This is a genomic window from Geodermatophilus sp. SYSU D00079, assembly GCF_054050635.1.
Genome location: NZ_JBJGZS010000019.1, coordinates 70,549 through 87,824, shown reverse-complemented (window position 1 = coordinate 87,824; position 17,276 = coordinate 70,549). Strand labels below are relative to the sequence as shown.

Annotated in this window: 16 protein-coding genes; 12 read left to right on the top strand and 4 right to left on the bottom strand. The window is 75.1% G+C overall.

Annotation, left to right across the window (positions count from 1 at the left end; all coding sequences use genetic code 11):
• Positions 1–427: 427 nt before the first annotated feature.
• From ACI79E_RS15735 to ACI79E_RS15720, 4 genes are all read left to right on the top strand, one after another.
• Complete coding sequence (locus ACI79E_RS15735) at positions 428–2,056, top strand: methyl-accepting chemotaxis protein (protein WP_456933501.1); 1,629 nt, start codon at positions 428–430, stop codon at positions 2,054–2,056.
• Between the two features lie 625 nt (positions 2,057–2,681).
• Positions 2,682–4,340 carry a methyl-accepting chemotaxis protein gene (locus ACI79E_RS15730; protein ID WP_456933500.1) on the top strand — a complete coding sequence of 553 codons (1,659 nt, stop codon included), beginning with the start codon at positions 2,682–2,684 and terminating at the stop codon, positions 4,338–4,340.
• Positions 4,341–4,648: 308 nt separating this feature from the next.
• The gene (locus tag ACI79E_RS15725; protein WP_456933499.1) at positions 4,649–7,009 is read left to right on the top strand and encodes a chemotaxis protein CheA; all 2,361 of its coding nucleotides are present in this window, start codon (positions 4,649–4,651) and stop codon (positions 7,007–7,009) included.
• A 1-nt stretch (position 7,010) separates the two neighbouring features.
• A complete protein-coding gene (locus ACI79E_RS15720) occupies positions 7,011–7,463 on the top strand; it encodes a chemotaxis protein CheW (protein WP_456933498.1) in 453 nt (150 codons plus the stop codon).
• 120 nt (positions 7,464–7,583) lie between these two features.
• Here ACI79E_RS15720 and ACI79E_RS15715 read toward each other — a convergent pair whose 3' ends face one another.
• Genes ACI79E_RS15715 through ACI79E_RS15705 form a run of 3 tightly spaced genes read right to left on the bottom strand, consistent with a single transcriptional unit; the run spans position 7,584 to position 10,140 of the window.
• Positions 7,584–8,024 carry a DUF1707 SHOCT-like domain-containing protein gene (locus tag ACI79E_RS15715; RefSeq protein WP_456933497.1) on the bottom strand — a complete coding sequence of 147 codons (441 nt, stop codon included), beginning with the start codon at positions 8,022–8,024 and terminating at the stop codon, positions 7,584–7,586.
• Between the two features lie 47 nt (positions 8,025–8,071).
• Complete coding sequence (locus ACI79E_RS15710; RefSeq protein ID WP_456933496.1) at positions 8,072–9,451, bottom strand: ATP-binding protein; 1,380 nt, start codon at positions 9,449–9,451, stop codon at positions 8,072–8,074.
• Positions 9,448–10,140: a response regulator transcription factor gene (locus tag ACI79E_RS15705; protein ID WP_456933495.1), complete on the bottom strand. Its 693-nt coding sequence runs from the start codon at positions 10,138–10,140 to the stop codon at positions 9,448–9,450. Before ACI79E_RS15705 ends, ACI79E_RS15710 begins: the two co-directional genes overlap by 4 nt.
• A 137-nt stretch (positions 10,141–10,277) precedes the next feature.
• Between ACI79E_RS15705 and ACI79E_RS15700 the strand changes: the two genes are divergently transcribed.
• On the top strand, positions 10,278–10,694 hold the full coding sequence (locus tag ACI79E_RS15700; RefSeq protein WP_456933494.1) for a hypothetical protein: 417 nt from the start codon (positions 10,278–10,280) through the stop codon (positions 10,692–10,694).
• 170 nt (positions 10,695–10,864) lie between these two features.
• Positions 10,865–11,779, top strand: coding sequence for a hypothetical protein (locus ACI79E_RS15695; RefSeq protein WP_456933493.1), 915 nt, complete (start codon positions 10,865–10,867; stop codon positions 11,777–11,779).
• 115 nt (positions 11,780–11,894) lie between these two features.
• Here ACI79E_RS15695 and ACI79E_RS15690 read toward each other — a convergent pair whose 3' ends face one another.
• Entirely contained in the window at positions 11,895–13,076 is a 1,182-nt protein-coding gene (locus ACI79E_RS15690) for a glucose-1-phosphate adenylyltransferase family protein (RefSeq protein WP_456933492.1), read from the bottom strand.
• Positions 13,077–13,457: 381 nt separating this feature from the next.
• Between ACI79E_RS15690 and ACI79E_RS15685 the strand changes: the two genes are divergently transcribed.
• From ACI79E_RS15685 to ACI79E_RS15660, 6 genes are read left to right on the top strand one after another with little or no spacing between them, the layout of a single operon-like run.
• Positions 13,458–14,591: a protein-glutamate methylesterase/protein-glutamine glutaminase gene (locus ACI79E_RS15685; protein ID WP_456933491.1), complete on the top strand. Its 1,134-nt coding sequence runs from the start codon at positions 13,458–13,460 to the stop codon at positions 14,589–14,591.
• The gene (locus tag ACI79E_RS15680) at positions 14,588–15,412 is read left to right on the top strand and encodes a CheR family methyltransferase (protein WP_456933490.1); all 825 of its coding nucleotides are present in this window, start codon (positions 14,588–14,590) and stop codon (positions 15,410–15,412) included. Before ACI79E_RS15685 ends, ACI79E_RS15680 begins: the two co-directional genes overlap by 4 nt.
• A gap of 2 nt (positions 15,413–15,414) precedes the next feature.
• Complete coding sequence (locus ACI79E_RS15675) at positions 15,415–15,798, top strand: response regulator (RefSeq protein WP_456933489.1); 384 nt, start codon at positions 15,415–15,417, stop codon at positions 15,796–15,798.
• On the top strand, positions 15,795–16,298 hold the full coding sequence (locus ACI79E_RS15670) for a chemotaxis protein CheX (protein WP_456933488.1): 504 nt from the start codon (positions 15,795–15,797) through the stop codon (positions 16,296–16,298). Before ACI79E_RS15675 ends, ACI79E_RS15670 begins: the two co-directional genes overlap by 4 nt.
• Positions 16,295–16,657 (top strand): response regulator, encoded by a 363-nt coding sequence (locus ACI79E_RS15665; protein ID WP_456933487.1) that lies wholly within the window; start codon positions 16,295–16,297, stop codon positions 16,655–16,657. Before ACI79E_RS15670 ends, ACI79E_RS15665 begins: the two co-directional genes overlap by 4 nt.
• A complete protein-coding gene (locus ACI79E_RS15660; RefSeq protein WP_456933486.1) occupies positions 16,654–17,154 on the top strand; it encodes a hypothetical protein in 501 nt (166 codons plus the stop codon). The genes ACI79E_RS15665 and ACI79E_RS15660 overlap by 4 nt, the downstream gene beginning before the upstream one ends.
• The last annotated feature ends 122 nt before the right edge of the window (positions 17,155–17,276 follow it).

Sequence of the window (17,276 nt, the reverse complement as noted above, 5' to 3'; positions counted from 1 at the left end):
GGTGGGCGGGGGCGGGGACGGGGGAGGGGCGCGCGGGCGCCGCGCCGCGCGCCCCCCCCCCCCCCCGCCCCCCCCCCCCCCCCCCCCCCCCCCCCCCCCCCCCCCCCCCCCCCCCCCCCCCCCCCCCCCCCCCCCCCCCCCCCCGGCGCACCCCACCACCGTCCCCGGACGTCTCTGCCCACCGTCGCGGCACCGGGACCACCGCGGGTCCCAGGAATGGTCGACGACGCAGGAATGCAGCACCGTGTCGACATGTCCGCCATTCCGAGCGGCTCGTCGACCATTCCGGCAGCAGAGTGAGATGCGCATCTCGGCCGCTCGGGACCAAAGGCCCTGAGAGTCGCCGGGAATGCTGCCGAAGAAACTCCTGGAGCGCATTCCAGTCGCGCCTCCGTCTCGGACGCCGTCCACGCCCAGGAGAGATCGCATGAGCGCCACCCCACCGCCCACCCCCGGCCGCCGGCCCGGGGCCTGGTTCGCCGACCGGGGGGTGAAGACCAAGGTGCTCGTCGCCGTGGGGACGGCGGCACTCGTCGCCGTCCTCGTCGGCCTGCTCGGCATCCAGGCCCTCAACGCGGCCGCCGACCGCACGCAGACGCTCTACGACACCAACGTCCAGGGCCTCTCGGACGTCACGGCGATGCGCGGCGCGGTCAAGGACACCCGCGTGGCCCTCCGGGACACGGTCCTCAGCACCGACCCCGCGGAGACCCGGCAGAAGCTGGCCGCCGTCGACGAGGTCGCGGGCCGGTTCGCCGCGGCGCTGGAGCACTACCGGCCGCACAACCAGCAGGGGCGCAGCGGCGAGCTGCTCCAGCAGGTCGAGGCGGGGTACGCCGGGTACCTCGAGCAGGCGGACGCCGTCCTGGCCCCGTTGGCGCTCACCCGCCAGGTCGACGCCTGGATCCAGGCCAACGACACCCAGGTGGGCCCGCTGGCCGCCGCGGTCGAGGAGGGGCTCAACGCCCTCGTGGTCCTCGAGCAGGGCGAGGCCGAGGCTGCCGCGGCCGCCGCACGGGAGGCCGCCGACAGCCAGCGCACCACGTCGGTCCTCATCCTCGTCGCCGGCACCGCGGTGGCGGTGGCCATCGGGCTGTGGGTGGCCGCGGGCGTGGCGCGCAACGTCCGTCGGGTGCAGGCGGTGACCGACGCCCTGGCCGCGGGTGACCTGACCCGCTCGGCGGGTCTGGAGACCCGGGACGAGCTGGGCCGGATGGGCGCCTCCCTGGACACCGCGGTGGAGAGCCTGCGTGGCGTGCTGTCCTCGGTGGCGGGCGCGGCGGATGCCGTGGCGGCTTCGTCGGAGGAGCTGTCGGCCTCGTCGGCGCAGATCTCGGCGTCGGCGGAGGAGACCTCCGCGCAGTCCGGTGTGGTCGCGGGCGCAGCCGAGGAGGTCAGCCGCAGCGTGCAGACGGTGGCCGCCGGTGCGGAGCAGATGGGGGCGAGCATCCGGGAGATCGCGACGAACGCGGCCGAGGCCTCGGACGTCGCCGCTCGCGCGGTGACCGCCGCGGAGACGACCACCGCGACCGTGGCGAAGCTGGGGGAGTCCAGCGCCGAGATCGGCAACGTGGTGAAGGTGATCACCTCGATCGCCGAGCAGACGAACCTGCTGGCACTCAACGCGACCATCGAGGCCGCCCGGGCCGGCGAGGCCGGTAAGGGCTTCGCGGTGGTCGCCAACGAGGTCAAGGAGCTGGCGCAGGAGACGGCCAAGGCGACCGAGGACATCGCGCGGCGGGTGCAGGCGATCCAGGGCGACACCACCGCGGCGGTGACCGCGATCGGGGAGATCTCGCAGATCGTGGCGCAGATCTCCGACCGGCAGACCACCATCGCCTCGGCGGTGGAGGAGCAGACCGCCACGACGAACGAGATGTCCCGGTCGGTGTCCGAGGCCGCTGGCGGCTCCGGTCAGATCGCGGAGAACATCAGCGGCGTCTCCACCGCCGCGGAGGCGACGACCCAGGCGCTGACCCAGACCCGCACCGCCGTCGACGAGCTGTCGCGGATGGCCGCCGAGCTGCGCACCGGCGTCGCCCGCTTCACCTTCTGACGCACCCTGGCAGACCGCCCCCGGCCGGCTCCCCCGCGGAGCCGACCGGGGGTGGTCGCGTTCCCGGCTCCCCGCCCACCGCGCGACACGCCGACGCCGCTGCTCCAGCCGCGTGGCGCCGCCTCCGCCCCGGGCGGACGGCGGTGCGGTCACCGCCGCGACGGCGTCGACAAACCGCACCCCCAGGTGCCGGTCACCGCCGCCTGCCGGCCGTGAGGGACGCGGACCGACGCCGCCGCGATCTCCGGCACCGGATCGGGACGGGTGTGACCGACATCTTCGGGGGGAGGTCGCCGGCCGGAGGCGGACGGCATGTCGACCCGACCGGCACCGGGACGCCGTCCTCCCGGGATAAGCTGCGAGGACGTGTCCGTGAGGTGCACGCGATCGGTGGGTGGAGTCGCTACGTTCTGCGACGAACCGAGACCGGAGACCGGCGGTCGTCCCCCTCGCAGGGGACGTCGCGTCCCCGGGTCGGGCGGTTCGACCCGGGAACCCCTCGCCGACGGCGGGACGCCTCCCGATGAGTCAGTGGCGCACAACCGTATTGCTCCCGCGACAGCGGTCGGCAGGTGCGGCTCGCGTCCATCGCCGCCGTCGACCGATCGCTCGAGGAGCACCCGTCATGCACAGCACCACACCCGGCGGTCCCACCCGCTCGCGGGTGGCCCCCGCCCTCCCCGCGGGGCGGGGACCGGTGGCCCGGTTCCGCGACCTGCGGATCGCCGTGAAGGTCGTCCTCGCCGTCGGCCTGGCCGTCGTGGTGGCGGTCGGCGTCGGCCTGGTCGGGCTGACCAGCCTGGGCACCTCGGCCGAGCGCACGCAGGAGATGTACGACCGGGAGCTGGTCGGCACCGTCGAGGTCGAGGCCATGCGCTCGCAGCTGTTCCTCGTCCGGCTGGCCGGGACCAACTACGCCGTCGCCACCAGCCCGGAGCTGCGCCAGGGCTACCTGGCGACCCGCAACGAGGCCTACGCGGGCCTCGACGCCGCCGCGGACCGGTTCCTCGCCACCGGTCCGGAGGCCGAGTCGCGGGACCTCGTCGCCGACGTCACCGACCAGATGACCGCGTACCGGCTGGGGATGGTGCAGCTCGACGCGCTGGCCGACGCCGGCGACCTGGTCGGCTGGTCCGCTGCCCGCGAGGCGACGATCTCCCCCATCGCCAAGCGGGTCAGCGCCGACCTCGACCGCCTCGCGGAGATCACCCGGACCGGGGCGGCCGCGACGGCCGAGGCCGCGGCGGCCGACTACCGCAGCACCCGCCTGCAGCTGGTCCTCGTCCTCGCCGCCGGTGCGGTGGTGGCCCTGGGGGCCGGCGTCGCGGTGGCCCGGCTGGTGACCGGGGGGATCCGCCGGGTCCAGGCCGTCGCCGAGGGCCTGGCCACGGGTGACCTGACCCGCTCGGCCGGCGTGCGGTCCCACGACGAGGTCGGGCTCATGGGCCGGGCGCTGGACACGGCGGTGGAGAGCCTGCGCGGGGTGATGGCCTCGGTGGTCGGCGCGGCGGACGCGGTCGCGGCCTCGTCGGAGGAGTTGTCGGCGTCCTCGGCGCAGATCTCGGCGTCGGCGGAGGAGACCAGCGCCCAGTCCGGTGTGGTGGCCGGCGCCGCGGAGGAGGTGTCCCGCAACGTGCAGACCGTCGCGGCCGGTGCCGAGCAGATGGGCGCGTCGATCCGGGAGATCGCCCAGAACGCCAACGAGGCGGCCCGCGTGGCCGCGGCGGCGGTCACCGAGGCGGAGGTGACCACGGCGACGGTCACCCGGCTCGGGGACTCCTCCCGGGAGATCGGCGACGTGGTGAAGGTGATCACCTCCATCGCCGAGCAGACGAACCTGCTGGCGTTGAACGCGACGATCGAGGCGGCGCGTGCGGGGGAGGCGGGCAAGGGCTTCGCGGTGGTCGCGAACGAGGTCAAGGAGCTGGCGCAGGAGACGGCCAAGGCGACCGAGGACATCGCCCGCCGGGTCGAGGCGATCCAGGGCGACACCTCGGGTGCGGTGGCTGCGATCGGGCGGATCAGCGAGGTCATCGGCCGGATCAACGACTTCCAGCTGACCATCGCCTCCGCGGTGGAGGAGCAGACCGCGACGACGAACGAGATGTCCCGGTCGGTGTCCGAGGCCGCCAGCGGCTCGGGTCAGATCGCGGAGAACATCACCGGCGTCTCCGCGGCGGCGGAGTCGACCACGCAGGCGCTGACCCAGACCAGGGTCGCCGTCGACGAGCTGTCACGGATGGCCGCCGACCTGCGCAGCACCGTCGGCCGCTTCACCTACTGATCAACCCGGACGCCGCCCGGCCGGAGCCCCGTGCTCCCGGCCGGGCGGCGTCCGCGCATTCCCGGGAATGGTCGGACTGTCGACATGGGGACCACCGCGATGCGGTCACCGACATTTCTGCGGGCCCATTCCGCGACACGCGCGGAATGGCGCGACGGGTGGCCCGGCCGGCGCCCACCATTCCTCCAACGCACCGACGGCGGAACGTCAGCGACTCCCGCCCGGCCGTTGGGCTCAACCCGCCGGCACCCCCGCCGATGATCCACCCGAAGCGCGCGCAGCGCCGGGACCGAGAGAGAAGAGCAACCGTGGACGGTCTGGACGACATCGTCGAGGAGTTCCTGGTCGAGAGCCACGAGAACCTCGACCAGCTCGACACCGACCTGGTCGCCCTGGAGCAGGAGCCCGACTCCCGCGAGCGGCTGTCCAGCATCTTCCGCACGATCCACACGATCAAGGGCACCAGCGGCTTCCTGGCCTTCCACCGCCTGGAGGAGGTCACCCACGTCGGGGAGAACATGCTCTCCCGGCTCCGGGACGGCGCCCTCGCGCTGACTCCCACCCGGACCAGCGTGCTGCTCCAGATGGTCGACACGGTCCGCTCGCTGCTGGCCTCCATCGAGGCCACCGGGGGGGAGGGCTCGGTCGACGTCTCAGCCGTCGTGGCCGCGATCAGCGCGGCGATGGAGGACACCCCGGCCCCCGCCGCGGCCCCGGCTCCGGCTCCCGAGGAGTCCGCCGAGACCCTCGCGGTCGCGCCGTCCCCGGTCGCCGGGCTCCCCGCCCACGTCGCGGCCCCCGAGGCCGCCCCGACCCCCGTCGTCCCTGCTCCGGCCCCCGCCGCGGAGGTGCCCGCTCCCGTGTCCGAGATCCCCGCGCCCCGGTCCGAGCCGGTGCTCGAGCCCGCCGAGCCGGCCGAGGCCGACGCCGGCCCGGCCGCCGACAACGGCGGCGGGCAGGCCCGCCGGGCCGTCGCCGACAGCACGATCCGGGTGGACGTCGACCTGCTCGACGAGCTGATGCTGCTGGTCGGGGAGCTGGTGCTGACCCGCAACCAGATCGTCCAGTACGTCGGCCGCTCCAACGACACCGACCTGCTGCGCGCCTCGCAGCGGCTCAACCTGATCGCCAGCGAGCTGCAGGAGGGCGTCATGAAGACGCGCATGCAGCCGATCGACCACATCTGGTCCAAGCTGCCGCGCGTCGTCCGCGACCTGGGCCTGCAGTGCGGGAAGAGCGTCCGCCTGGAGATGGAGGGCCGCGACACCGAGCTGGACAAGACGCTGCTCGAGGCCGTGAAGGACCCGCTGACCCACCTGGTCCGCAACTCCGTCGACCACGGCATCGAGGCGCCCGAGGCCCGCCGGGCCGCCGGCAAGCCCACCGAGGGCGTCCTGACCCTGCGCGCCAAGCACGAGAGCGGCCAGGTCGTGGTCGAGGTGGCCGACGACGGCGCGGGCATCGACCCGGCCAAGGTCGGGGCCAAGGCCGTCGAGCGCGGCCTGATCAGCGCCGACGCGTTGAGCCGCACCAGCCCGGCGGACATCCTCCAGATGATCTTCCTGCCCGGGTTCTCCACCGCCTCCGCCGTCACCAACGTCTCCGGCCGCGGCGTCGGCATGGACGTGGTCAAGACCAACATCGAGTCCATCGGCGGCACCATCGAGGTCGAGTCGGTGCCCGGCGAGGGCACCGTCTGCCGGCTGCGGATCCCGCTGACCCTCGCGATCGTCCCGGCGCTGACCGTCGAGTGCGCCGGCGACCGCTACGCCATCCCGCAGATCAGCCTGCAGGAGCTGGTGTCCCTGGACGCCGAGAAGGCCGCCACCGCCGTCGAGGAGGTCGGCGGCGCGCCGGTCTACCGGCTGCGCGGGGAGCTGCTGCCGCTGGTCCGGCTCACCGACGTCCTCGGGCTCACCTCCGACCGGCACGACGGGCACGTGGTCATCGCCGTCCTCCGCTCCGAGGGCCGCCGCTTCGGTCTCGTCGTCGACCGCGTCATCAACACCGAGGAGATCGTGGTCAAGGCCGTCGGCGGCCAGCTCAAGGCGATCGGCCTGTACTCCGGTGCGACCGTGCTCGGTGACGGCACCGTGGCGCTGATCCTCGACGTCCAGGCCCTGGCCCGCCGCGCCCTGCGCACCGAGACCAGCGAGCGCCAGGAGTCCCGCGAGGCGGCCCTGCAGGCCGCGGCCGCCGAGAGCGACCGCCAGCGGATGCTGCTGGCGGCCATCGGCGGCGGGCGGCGGGTGGCCATCCCGCTGGACACCGTCACCCGGCTCGAGCAGGTCCGCACCGAGTCCGTCGAGCGCGTCGGCAACCGCGAGGTCGTGCAGTACCGCGGCGCGATCCTGCCGATGGTCCGCCTCGACCGGCACCTGGGCGCCTACGGCGAGAGCGACCGCGAGGTCCTCGAGGTCATCGTCTACAGCGACCACGGGCGCAGCGTCGCGATCGTCGTCGAGGAGATCCTCGACATCGTCGACGGCGAGGCGGCCGTGCGCAGCGACATCGACGACCTGGGCCTGCTCGGCTCCGCCGTCCTCGGCGACAAGGTGACCGAGCTGCTCGACGTCCGCGCGGCGATCCTCGCCGCCGACCCCGCCTTCTACTCCACCCCCCTCCCCGCGACGCCCCAGGGCGTCCCCGGCTCCCTCCTGGAGGTCTGACGTGCCCGCCGCGACCGACACCACCGCGCCGGCCATCGGCGGCCAGCTGGCCACCTTCTGGCTGGACGGCGACCTCTACGGCATCGAGGTCGCCCACGTGCAGGAGGTCCTCAAGAGCCAGGGCCTCACCCGGGTGCCGCTGGCCCCCGCCGCCGTCGCCGGGCTGATCAACCTGCGCGGGCAGGTGGTGACCGCCATCGAGCTGCGCGAACGGCTGGGCCGTCCGCCGCGTCCCGAGGACACCGACGCCGTCGTCATCGTCGTCCGCCTGCACGGGGAGGCGGTCAGCCTGCTCGTCGACGCGATCGCCGACGTCGTCGACGTCGACCCGGCCGACTTCGAGGCGCCGCCGGACACCCTCGACGGGTCGGCCCGCGAGCTGATCCGCGGGGCGTTCAAGCTCGACGGGCAGCTGCTGCTGGCCCTCGACGTGCAGAAGGCGGTCTCTGCCTGACCCCTGGTCCCGGGCACCGGCCGGACTTCCCCGACGGCCGGTGCCTGCCTCCCCGACCCCCGGTCGGGCGGCCCCTCTCTCCGGAGGGCCGCCCGGCCGGGGGTCGACGCGTTCCGGGGCTCAGTCGTCCAGGAGCTCCCACTCCAGCAGCTCCCACTCCACCAGCTCGCCGGCGCCCAGCAGCGGGAGGACGACCAGCAGGGCGAGGACCACGGCCAGCGCGGGCCGCGACCCGAGGACGGCACCGCCGGGCAGCCGGGCCAGCGACGCGCGGGCCTGGAGGGCGGCGAGCGTCGACACCGCCCGCCACCCGGGGGCCACCGGCGCACCCGCCGCGGGCGGCAGGTCGGCGGTGAGGGGCGCGAGGTCCCGCTGGAAGCGGGCGCCGTAGGCCGCGGCCATGCGCTCGTCGCACTCGTCCAGGCTCAGCAGCCCGCGGGCGGTGGCGTCCCGGAGCACCTGCGCGACGCCGTCCCGCTCGGCGTCGGAGGCGCGCATCGGCGGCTGGGCACCGGCCGGCTGCGGCAGGTGCCCCTCACCGGGGGAGGGTGGTGCGGTCATGCTCCTTCGCTCCTCTGCGGTCGGGGGTGCGGTGGGGGAGGGGTGGGTCACCGGCGTCCGCCGGGGTGGGCCGGCTGACCGGCCGGGCCGAGCGCGAGCGTGACGGCGAGGCCGCCGGACGGGTCGTTGGCGGCGGAGACGCCACCGCCGTGCGCGGCGGCGACCGCGGCGACGATGGCCAGGCCCAGGCCGGCGCCGCCGGGCTCGTGCCGGGCGTCGTCCACGCGGCTGAACCGGTCGAACAGGGCGGCCAGCCGGTCCGGCGGGACGCCGGGCCCGGTGTCGCGCACCCGGACCTCGGCGCTGGCCGGGCCGGTGGCCTGCACCTCGACGGTGACCGAGCCGCCGTCGGGGGTGTGCCGCAGCGCGTTGTCGACGAGGTTGGCCACCGCCCGCTCCACGCCGGCGGGGTCGCCGCGGACCACCGCCGCACCGGCGGACTGCAGCCGGACGCCGCGCCGTGCCGCGAGCGTCGCGAAGCGGCCGACCACCCGCTCGACGAGGTCGTCGAGGTCCAGGGGGCGCTCGATCTCCAGGTGTCCGGTGTCGGCCCGGGCCAGCACCAGCAGGTCGTCGATGAGCCCCGACAGCCGGCCGGCCTCCTCCAGCGCGGTGGCCAGCGCGGCCCGCACGTCGGGGTCCTCGGCGCCGTCGCGCGCCAGCTCGACCTCCGCGGTGAGGATGGCCAGCGGGGTGCGCAGCTCGTGGCTGCAGTCGGCGGTGAAGGTGCGCTCCCGGGCGACGGCGGCGGCCAGCCGGTCGAGCATCCCGTTCAGGGTCTGCACCAGCCGGCCCACCTCGTCGGGACGGGCCGGCGGGGACAGCCGCCGGGACAGGTCCGCCGCGCTGATCGCCAGCGCCTCGTCGGTGGCCCGCCGGACCGGGGCCAGCCCGCGGCGGGCGATCCCGTAGCCCAGGAGCCCGGCCAGCAGGGTGGCCAGCCCGGCCGTGGGCAGGTACCCGGACACCAGCGCGTCCTGCGCCTCGTCGACCTCCTCGAGCTCGGCGGCGAGGACGGCGACCTGCCCGTCGTCGCCGTCGTGGACGGCGAGCACCCGCAGCCCGTCCCCGTCGTCGTCGACGGTGCGCAGCACGTCCTCCCGCCCGCGGGCCCGGTCCAGGTCCGCGGCCCCGAGCAGCGGGGTCCCCGGGACGTCCTCCCCGGCCGTGCCCACCACGCGGTCCTGCGCGTCGACCAGCTGCACCATGCGGTCGTCGAGGTCGATGGGGAGGAGGTCCTCGGCGAGCTCGGCACCGCTGAGGCCGACCGGCAGCGCCGCGGCGAGGTCGTCCAGGCGCTGGTCGACGCCCGCGCGCAGGGCGGTGCCCAGCTGCAGGTGCACGACGACGCCGACCAGCGCCAGCAGGACGGCGAGCGACGCGGCCGAGAGCGCGGCGATGCGCGCGCTGATCGGCAGCCGGGTCACCGCGCCCGGGCCCCCGACCCGGGGCAGGCCAGCCGGTACCCGGTGCCGCGCACGGTCTGCACCAGGTCGAGGTCGAACCGCCGGTCGATCTTGTCGCGCAGGTACTTGACGTAGACGTCGACCACGTTGGACAGCCCGTCGTAGTCCTGCCCCCACACCTGCTCGAGGATCTGGCTGCGCGAGAGCACGTGCCCCGGGTGGCGGAGGAGGAACTCCAGCAGGGCGTACTCGCGCCGGGAGAGCTCCACCTCCTCACCGCGGCACTCCACGGTGCGCGCCGCCGGGTCCAGGGACAGCGGGCCGCAGCGCAGCACGGCGGGCCGGGGTGGCGCTCCCCGGCGCTGCAGGGCACGCAGCCGGCCGAGCAGCTCGGTGAAGGCGAACGGCTTGACCAGGTAGTCGTCGGCACCGGAGTCCAGGCCGTGCACGCGGTCGGGCACCGCGTCGCGGGCGGTCAGCATGATCACCGGCGTCCACACCTGCCGGTCCCGCAGCGTCCGGCACACGGCGAAGCCGTCCATGCCCGGCAGCATCACGTCGAGCACGACGGCGTCGTAGAGCACCGACGTGGCCCAGGCCAGCCCGGCCGACCCGTCGGCGACCGCGTCGACCGCGTGCCCGGCCTCGGTGAGGCCCCGCGCGAGCACGTCGCGCATGTTGACGGAGTCCTCGACCACCAGCACCCGCATGACCCGAGGGTGGCACCTCGGGATGAGTCAGTCATGAGAACGGCGCCCGGCTGCGGCTCATCGTCCCCTCATCCGGCGCGGGCACGGTGGTACCCGGAGCGCCGGCGACCGTCCGGTGCGTCGAGGAGGACCGGTCCATGCACATCCGGAAGCGCGCCGCCGTCGTCACCGTGGGGGCCGCCGCCCTGCTGGCCGCCGCCGGCGGGGTCGCCGTCGCCACGGGCGACGGCGAGCCCGACGACCTGACCCGCGCCGGCACGGTCGCGGTGGACGAGTCGGCGCTCCCGGAGGACGACGCCGCGGAGCAGCGGGCGCTGGCCGAGCTGGCCTCCGTGGACGAGGCCACCGCGACCGCCGCCGCCGTCCGGGCGCTGGGCGGCGGGGAGGCGGTCGCCGCCGAGCTGGAGGAGGAGGACGGCTTCGTGGTCTGGGAGGTGGACGTGCGCGGCGCCGCCGGGGCCTGGTCGGAGGTCACCGTCGACGCCGGGGACGCCGGCGTCCTGGCCACGGAGACGGAGGACGACGAGGAGGACGACGGGGCGGACGGGGACTGAGCCGCGGGGGCTCACGCGGAGTGACTGCCCGCTGACGCAGGTCCAGGGGACACGCAGGCGGGCCGCCGCGGGGGTCCGGCGATCGGGTGACGGTGACGTGGCGCTGCCCGTCGATCACCGTCAGCATGGGCTGACCTCACCTCGGGGGACGTGGAAAGGGAGGCGCTGCCGTGCCCTACTCGCTGGTCAGTGCCGCCACCCTCGGCTTCGACCTCGTCCGGCTGCCCGCCGGTCGCGCCGTCGCCGACGCCCTGCTGGCCGGGCTCGCGGCCGACGCCGCCACGCTCGAGCAGCTGGCCACCGTCCACCCGGCCGCCGGCCGGGACCGCGAGCAGCGGGCCACCCTCGCCGTCCGGTCGCGCAAGGCCCGCGAGCTCGCCGTCTCGGTGCCGCACGTGCGCACCGCCGCGGTCGACCTGCCCGGCGCCGACCGCGCCGCCGCCCTCGTCGCCCAGCTCGAGCGCAGCACCATCGGGGACGCCGTGGCCCTGGAGCGGGTGCTCCGCGACGACGTCCTCGGCCCCGAGCACCCGGCCCGGGCGCTGGTCGACGAGGAGGTCCTGGCCGCGGCCGCCGACGTCCTCGCCGACGCCGCCGTCGGCTCCTGGGCCGCCGCGGTGCTGCCGCCCCTGGTCCGGCGCCAGCTGACCGGGCCGTTCGCCGTCGCCACCGCGGCCGGCATGGTGCCGACGCCGGAGCTCGACCTCGGCCCCGCCACCGCCGAGCTCACCGACCTCCTGGCCGGGCTGCGGTCGCTCGACGCCCCCGGCCGGGCCCGCTGGCAGGCCGCGGTCGACGCCGCGCGCACCGAGCGCCGGCCGTGGGCCACCGCCATGCACGAGGCGTCGTGGGCCGCGCACGTCTCCGGCCGCACCCGCGCCCTCGCCACCGCCCAGCTGCTCGCCGTCCAGGCGTTCGTGGACGGCGGCTTCGACCCCGCCACCGCGGCCGCGGGCGCGTGGAACGCCGTGGCCGGCTGCGTGCAGGGCGTCGTCATGGGCGACCTGCTCGGCGCCGACGCCCTCGCGGTGCTCTGTGCTCCGCGATCCTCCGGATCGCACCGCGGCCAGGTGCCGCACCCCTGATGCGCTGAGCCCTCCCCGTGTCCCGGTCGGGAGACCCTCCGGGCCTCCGCGACCGGTCCACTCCGGGTCGCCTGCCGTCCCCGGCCCGTGGGGGGCGTACTCCTCCTCTGCCGTCCTACTGCTCGTCGGTCTCGGGGTGGCGGGCGCCGGCGGGGAGCTCGGTGCCGGGCGGGACGACGGCCTCGCGGCCGACCAGGGTGATGTCGCCGTCCCCGCCGACCGAGGCCTCCTCGCCGATCTCGACGCGGTCGTCGAGGACGGCGCGGGTGACGGTGGCGCCGGCGCGCACGCGGGCACCCGGCAGGAGCACCGAGTCCACGACCGTCGCGCCGGCCTCGACGACGACGCCGGGGGAGAGCACCGAGCCGCTGACCCGCCCGGCGACCCGGGTACCGCCGGACACCAGGCTCCCGGCGACCTCCGCACCCCGCAGGACCCGCGCGGCGCTGTGCCGGCCACCGCGGGTGTGCACCGCCCAGCGCGGGTCGTCGAGGTCCAGGGGCGGCTCGGGGGAGAGGAAGTCCTGGTGCGCCGCCCAGTACGCCGGGATGGTGCCCACGTCGCGCCAGTAGGAGCCCAGCGCGTGCGCGCGGGCCCGCCCGTCGCCGGTCTGGGCGGGCAGCAGGTGGGTGCCGAGGTCCTCCAGGCCGTCCTCGCCGACCTCCGTGCTGAGCGCCTCCAGCCGGTCCAGCGTCGGGCCGGGGGAGAAGACGAACACCTCGTTGGTCGCGGTGGTCGTGCGCGGCTCGTCCGGCTTGTAGGCGTAGTCGCGGATCCGGTCGCCGTCGCCGACCTCCACGATGCCGTAGCGCGGTGCGTCGTCCGCGGCGACCTCCGTGGTCACCATCGTCACCTCGGCACCGGACTGCAGGTGCTCCTCGACCACCTCCCGGTAGTCCAGCTTGTAGACGGCGTCGGCGCTGACCACGACCAGCGCGTCGGCGGCGAACTCGCGGATGAGCGGCGCGTAGCGCCACAGCGAGTCCGCGGTGCCCGACACCCAGCCGCCGCGCTCGGTGCCCTGGTAGGGCGGCAGCGTGAGCAGGCCACCGGTCGTGCGGTCGAGGTCCCACGGCCGGCCGTTGGCCAGGTGCCGCGCCAGCGAGGTCGGGTGGAACTGCACCGACACCCAGACGTCGGAGACGTGGGAGTGCTGGCAGTTGCTCAGCGGGAAGTCGATGAGCCGGTACACCCCGGCGAACGGGACGGCGGGCTTGGCGCGCTGATCGGTCAGCAGCTCCAGGCGGCCGCCGGCACCACCGGCGAGGACGAGGACGAGGACACGGGGGAGCGCCATGCGACGCCGCCTACCCCGGCGGATCCGCGCCACCCGCGGCGAGGGACATCTGCCGCTCTCTAGCCCTCGGGCTAGATCCCCGCAGACGGCGCTCGACCGGCGACCGGCGGGTGACCCGCGATCCCCGGGGGACGTGTCGACAAATGGCACGAAATGGTCGGTGACCGCATTTCCGCAGCTCAGGAAAAATGCGCCGGGAATTCGCCGGATCGGCTCAAGGAGTACCGCCGGCGGGCCGACAACTCGGGGGACAGGCACCGTCTTCGGACGCACCGCACCGGAGCGGTGCGCCCCCGCGACCCGCACGCGGCCTCCGGGCGACTGCCGACGACAGACAGCACTGCACACCCGCTGGGCCGACCAGGGGGAGACGGAGGACGCATGGACCCGATCCGGGTGATGATCGTCGACGACTCGGTGGTCGTCCGCAAGATCGTGACCGACGTCCTGTCCGAGGACCCGGCCATCGAGGTGGTCGGTACCGCGGTCAACGGCCGGATCGCCGTCGGCAAGCTCGAGCAGCTGAAGCCCGACCTGGTCACCATGGACATCGAGATGCCGGAGATGAACGGCATCGAGGCCGTCCGTGCCATCCGCGCCGGTGCCGGGGGTGGTGGGGCGGGACGAGGGCACAGCCGGGTGCCGATCATCATGTTCAGCACCCTGACCGAGCGCGGTGCGGCGGCGACCCTCGACGCGCTCTCGGCGGGCGCCAACGAGTACGTCACCAAGCCGGCCAACGTCGGCAGCGTCGCCCAGTCGATGGAGAGCGTGCGCGAGCAGCTCATCCCCAAGATCAAGGCGCTCACCGGTCGCCCGGCGAGCCCGGGCCCGGCCCGGCCGGCGCTCCCGCCGCCCCGCGTCGCCCCGCCGGTCCCGCGCCAGGGTGCGGTCAAGGCGCCTGCCGTCCTCGTGATCGGCTCCTCCACCGGTGGCCCCGAGGCGCTGGCCAAGCTGCTCCCCGTGCTGCCGGCCTCGCTGCCGGTGCCGGTGCTGCTGGTCCAGCACATGCCGCCGGTCTTCACCCGGCAGTTCGCCCAGCGGCTGGACCGGCTCTGCGCCCTGCGGGTCGTCGAGGCCGTCGACGGCACCGCGCTCCTGCCCGGCACCGTCCACCTGGCTCCCGGCGACCACCACCTGACCATCCGCAGCACCGGGCGCGGGCAGCAGACGGTGCTCAGCCAGGGCCCGCCGGAGAACTTCTGCCGCCCGGCCGTCGACCCGCTGTTCCGCTCCGCGGTCGACACCTACGACGGCGCCGTCCTGGGCGTGGTGCTCACCGGCATGGGCTCCGACGGGCGGCTCGGTGCCGGACGCATCCGCGAGGCCGGCGGCTCCGTCGTCGTCCAGGACCAGGCCACCTCGGTGGTCTGGGGGATGCCCGGGGCCGTGGCCGCGGCCGGCTTCGCCGACGAGGTGCTCCCGCTCGACCGGATCGCCGAGGCGATCCACCGGCGGCTGGCGCCGCCGCGCGTTCCCGCCCCTGTCCCGGCGACCGCCGGAGGACGGCGATGACCCTCACTGCCACCAGCTTCGACTGGGTCCGCCAGCTCGTGCACCGGGAGAGCGCCATCGTGCTCGCCCCGGGCAAGGAGTACCTGGTGGAGGCCCGGCTGCTGCCGATCGCCCGCCAGCTGGGCCTGCCCGACGTCGGCCAGTTCGTCGACTCGGTCCGGACCCGCCCGAGCCCGGAGTCCACCCGGAGGATCGTCGAGGCGCTCACCACCAACGAGACCTCGTGGTTCCGCGACGGCGACCCGTTCACCGCGCTCACCTCGACGGTGCTGCCCGCGTTGCAGGCGGCTCGTGGTCCCGCCGAGCGGCTGCAGATCTGGTCCGCGGCCTGCTCCAGCGGGCAGGAGGCGTACACGATCGCGATGCTGCTCGAGGACGCGATGCCCAACGCCGGCACGCGGGTCGCCATCACCGCGACCGACATCTCCCGCGAGATGGTCGAGCGCACCCGCGCCGGCCGGTTCAGCCAACTCGAGGTGAACCGCGGCCTGCCCGCCCCGATGCTGGTGCGGCACTTCACCCGCGCGGGCACCGAGTGGGAGGTCGCCGCCGGCCTGCGCCGGATGGTGACCGCCTTCGAGTGCAACCTGGCCGCGCCCCTCCCGCGGATGGGCCCGTTCGACGTGGTCTACCTCCGCAACGTCCTCATCTACTTCGACCTGCCCACCAAGCAGGCGATCCTCCGGCGGGTGCGTGACCTCATGCGCCCCGACGGGTGGCTCTTCCTCGGCGCCGCAGAGACGACCCTCGGCGTCGACGACTCCTGGGAGCGGGTCGTCATCGGCCGCAGCTCCGCCTACCGCCCGCTGAAGGGGGCCTGACCATGCGTGCTCTGGTGATCGACGACTCACGCGCCATGCGGCGCATCGTGAGCGGGACCCTGGAGGGCTTCGGCTACGAGACCCGCCAGGCCGGCCACGGCCAGGAGGCGCTCGACGTGCTGCACGAGGGCTGGGTGCCCGACCTGTGCACGATCGACTGGAACATGCCGGTGATGGACGGGCTGCAGTTCGTCTCCGCCGTCCGGGCCAACCCCGCCTGGCGGGCGGTGACGCTGATGATGGTCACCTCCGAGGGCGAGCAGTCCCAGATCGTGCGTGCGCTGGCCGCCGGCGCGCACGAGTACCTGATCAAGCCGTTCACCGCCGACGCCATCCGCGACAAGCTCGCGCTGCTCGGCCTGCTCCCCCAGGAGGTGGCGCTGTGACCGCGCCGGTCATCACCGCGCTGATCGACGAGGGCACCGTCCAGGAGATCGCCGACCAGGCGTGGGCCGCCCTCGTCGGCGAGGACGAGGTCCTCGTGCCACTGCCCGGCGAGCTGCCCGCCGAGACCCTGAGCTCCTGGGTCGACGTGGTCGGCCCGTGGACCGGCACCGTCGTCCTCACCTGCGGCCGCGACACCGCCGAGCAGCTGGCCCGCGCCATGCTGCGCGAGCACGCCCCGGAGGTGCTCGAGGACGAGGACGTCACCGACGCCCTCGGTGAGCTGGCCAACGTGGTGGGCGGCAACGTCAAGGCCGTCCTCCCCGGACCCTCCGTCCTCGGCCTGCCCGAGGTCGGCGTCGCCCCGCGCGTCCTCTCGCCGGCCGACACCTGCCGCGTCGACGCCCAGTGGCGCGGCCGCCCCCTGACCATCTCCGTCCAGGGCACCCCCGCCCCGGACACCGACGCAGACCCCTCGTACGAGAACGGAGTGCCCCTGTGAAGATCCTGATCGCCGACGACAGCCGCGTCATGCGGCAGATCGTCATCCGGACGCTGCGGCAGGCCGGCTACGACGACCACGACATCGTCGAGGCCGAGGACGGCCGCGACGCCTACGACAAGGTCAAGGCGGAGAACCCGGACCTGGTCCTGTCGGACTGGAACATGCCGAACATGACCGGGATCGAGTGCCTGCAGGCCCTGCGCAACTCGGGCTCGGGCGTGCCCTTCGGCTTCGTCACCTCCGAGGGCTCCCCGGAGATGCGGGAGAAGGCCGCCGACGCCGGCGCGCTGTTCCTCATCGCCAAGCCGTTCAACGAGGACACCTTCAAGGACGCCCTGGACGGGGTGATCGTGTGACCACCACGCTGGTGCTGCCGGCCGCCAAGGACGTCCGCGACATGCTCGTGGGCCTCCTCGGCAAGCCGGTCGGGGTGAACCCGGGCGCCCCGGTGACCCCGGGGGAGGAGCGCCCGGTCTCCCTCGCCGTCTACGTCGACCCGCAGCTGGCGGTCAACGCGCTGTGCCTCATGGACCTGCCGTTGTCGGCCTGGACCGGCGGCGCGCTGGCCATGCTGCCCCCCGGTGGCGTCCAGGACGCCGTCGAGGAGGACGGCGAGCTGACCACGATGCTCACCGAGGCGCTGCACGAGGTCGTCAACGTGCTCTCGGCGCTGTTCAACGTGCCCGGTGCGCCGCACTCGAAGCTGTACAAGCTCTACGCCCCGGGCGACGAGCTGCCGGCCGACCTCGTCGAGATGGCCGCCGGGTTCAACCGGATCGACCTCGCCGTCGACGTCCCCGGGTACGGCAAGGGCGGGCTGTCGCTGGTCCTCAACACCCTCCAGCCGGTCTGAGACCGCCGCCCGCCGCGCCCTCCGGGGTGCAGCGGGTGGCCCGGACTGCCCCGGGACGGCGCCGGAACGCCAGTTCCCGCCGTCCCGGGCGCACCCGTGCACGACGGCCCCGGGAGCGACCG